This is a genomic window from Mesorhizobium sp. M4A.F.Ca.ET.050.02.1.1, assembly GCF_003997725.1.
Lineage (GTDB): Bacteria > Pseudomonadota > Alphaproteobacteria > Rhizobiales > Rhizobiaceae > Mesorhizobium.
The window spans coordinates 1-2,518 of record NZ_RZSG01000831.1; the positions used below are offsets into that span (position 1 = coordinate 1).

At 66.5% G+C, this 2,518-nt stretch carries 2 protein-coding genes and 1 pseudogene; all 3 read right to left on the reverse strand.

The features are described 5' to 3' along the window. Window positions 1-733, reverse strand: a 733-nt coding sequence (locus EOA33_RS31855; protein WP_348628274.1) for a DUF6600 domain-containing protein, incomplete at its 3' end; no start/stop codon positions are given. Window positions 734-893: 160 nt separating this feature from the next. Then, on the reverse strand, window positions 894-2,039 hold the full coding sequence (locus tag EOA33_RS31860; protein WP_127407432.1) for a PcfJ domain-containing protein: 1,146 nt from the start codon (window positions 2,037-2,039) through the stop codon (window positions 894-896). A gap of 289 nt (window positions 2,040-2,328) precedes the next feature. Next, a pseudogene (locus EOA33_RS31865) lies at window positions 2,329-2,518 on the reverse strand (phosphodiesterase); the annotation flags it as partial.

Genomic DNA, 2,518 nt, shown 5'->3' on the forward strand with positions numbered 1-2,518 from the left:
CGCCAAAGTCGCCCTTACGCGGCGGGACGATCTTCGCCGCCTTAATCGACGTCACGACCGCCTTCGGAAGCTCAGGCAGGCGCGGCCCCGCATTGATCGCGACGACCTGGTTGCCGAGCCGCACACGCGGCGCGTTGTTGACGACCACGGTCTGGTTGATGATCGTCGTGTTGCGGATGATGGTTACGTTTTCGCGCACCGGCCGCACGACGGTGACGAGATCGGCCGCGCCGATTGCTACCACCGGCGCGAAGCACCACCAGCCCTCGTCGACCGCGACATCGGCAATACGCGGCGGCGCCGGTGCCCAGCCGATGTCGTCGCTGCCCTGGCGCCACACCACCCAGGCCGGCGCCCATTTGTAGCCGGCGATCCAGACCCAGCCGAGTTCGGGATCGTATGCCCAGCGCCCGTAGTGGAAGACGATGCCGCCGAACGGCTCAGCCGACTCCCAGTACCAGCCCTCGTCGGTCCACACCCATCTGCCTTCCGTATAGGGCCGCCATTCAGGCCGGACGGAGGGAACCCACACCTCGCCGAACCGGCTGGAAGTCCGCCATCCGCCGTAAGTCGCGAGCCGCTCGCGGACGGTCACGGAGACCACGGCCGCGTGGGCGGCCTGGTAGGACGGCGCCGCCAACGGGGATGCGATGGTCGCGCCCAAAGCCAAGGTGACCGCGACAGCCGCTGCCAGCCCGCGCCGGGCGAATGGATGGATCGAGGACAATTGCATGACGCGCTCCCGGTTCCTTGCATCGCCATTGGCCCCCGCGCTCGTTGTCTTGAGCCGCCATGGCCGCAATGCGGCAAAAACCGATCACGATTGCGCGACCATCGAGACATGACGGCGTTGGTGAGACCTGCGCGGCGCAACGGCCGCGCAGGCCTTCCGTTCAGGCGCGGAGCACCACGCCCCTCGCCTTGGCCCAGCGCTCGACGATCTTGCGCTCCTCCGCCGTGGCGAGACGGTTGCCGAACCCGCGCACCTGGACAGCGCGGTTTTGCGGGTCGAGCTCGATCGTCAGCAAGCGCTCGATCTTGCCGAGCGCCTTGCGCCGCAGCACCCAGATCGAGGCGTTGCCGGCGATGCACTTGGCCGCATACAGCGAGACGCAGTGATGCATCGCGCGGCTCTCGGCGACCAGGTCCTCGGCCGTCCTCAGCTGGCGAACGAAGAACCGCTCGCCATGCGCCTTCGCCTCCTTGGCGGACGGCTCCCAGTCCCAGTCCTCGAGCCGCGAGCCGTCCCACGCAGGGCCTTGCGCCTGCTGCCCTTTCCCGGCGGCGCGGCGGCGCAGCGCCTCGATGCGCTCGATCGCGGCGATGTCGCGGTGCCATTCCACCATCTGCCTGCGCAGCGAGACAAGCGTGCGCCCCTTCAGGCTGTAGGCTCGATCGCGCCGGTGCATGGCGCCGAGATAGTCGCACAGGTCGTCGATCTCCTCCCGCGAGGTGGGATGTCCGCAGAAGAATCGCGCCACCTCGCGCCAGAAGGCAATCTCGCCGCGTGGCGTGCGCGCGATCTTCGTCCGGGCGAGCCGCGTGGCCAGGCCGGGATCGTCCGTGCAGGACCGGGCGATCGCCAACCAGAATGCCTCCTCGAAGGTGAAATCGCCGACGACGTTCACGAAGCAATGCACTTCCTTGCGCGACAGCCAGGCATTGGCGCCCGCCTTGTAGAGCGAGTCGCTACGCGCGGCCGCGACGTACCAAGCCTTGCGAAGCGCGACCTCGTCGGCGTTCAGCCCCGAGCTATCCAGCCAGATGGCCTCCAGCGCAGCCGAAACCGGATAGCGCGCATAAAGAAAACGGGCGGCCGCCAGCCGCAGCCGCGCAGGGTCGCGCGTCTTCAGCTTCGGGCGCCACAAGGCGCCGTCGCGGATGGCCCTGCGGGCAAAGCCCCGGCATGCTTCCTCGATCGCCCGTTCGAAATTCGGAGCGGGACGCGGCACGGCGGTAACCCGCCGCAGCGTTACCTGATATGCTTCAATGCGTTGGCGCTCGGCGTCCTGCCTGAGCTGGATCATGGACTTGGCCATGGCCGTTCTTCCTGATTGGACCCCTGTCAGCCGCACGCAATTCCAGCGTCGGCACGGAATGTGTCGATCTGGATTGCCGGGACATTGACAGGTCTCCTTTCGGGAAGACGGATTAAGGATGGGCGGCTTCTCTAGGCTCGCGGCAGATTTGATGCAAGAGGCATTCTTTCAAGACTTATGATCGGTGACAGAGTGTTGCCCGGAAGCATCTCTAGTCTTTCAGGCAACCACTATTGTCGGTGTGTCTCTCTGAAATGGGTCGCGATTGCATGACATCTGTCGCCAGGCATCATGCAGCCTTTTCCGCCGCGAACTTCCTCACCACCCGCTCCAGCAGCGGCACGTAGTCACGAAAGGCGCGCGTCTTCATGTTGGCGACCTTGCCGCCCTCGTCCCAGATGCGGACGCGCACCGCCTCCTCATGGAACGGGTTCCTGCGGAACTCGGCCACCTCCTCGGCCCTCATCGGCCCGCCCTGC

Excerpts from the sequence above, each read along its gene's own strand:
- EOA33_RS31860 (WP_127407432.1), bottom strand. The coding sequence starts at position 2,039 with ATGGCCAAGTCCATGATCCAGCTCAGGCAGGACGCCGAGCGCCAACGC.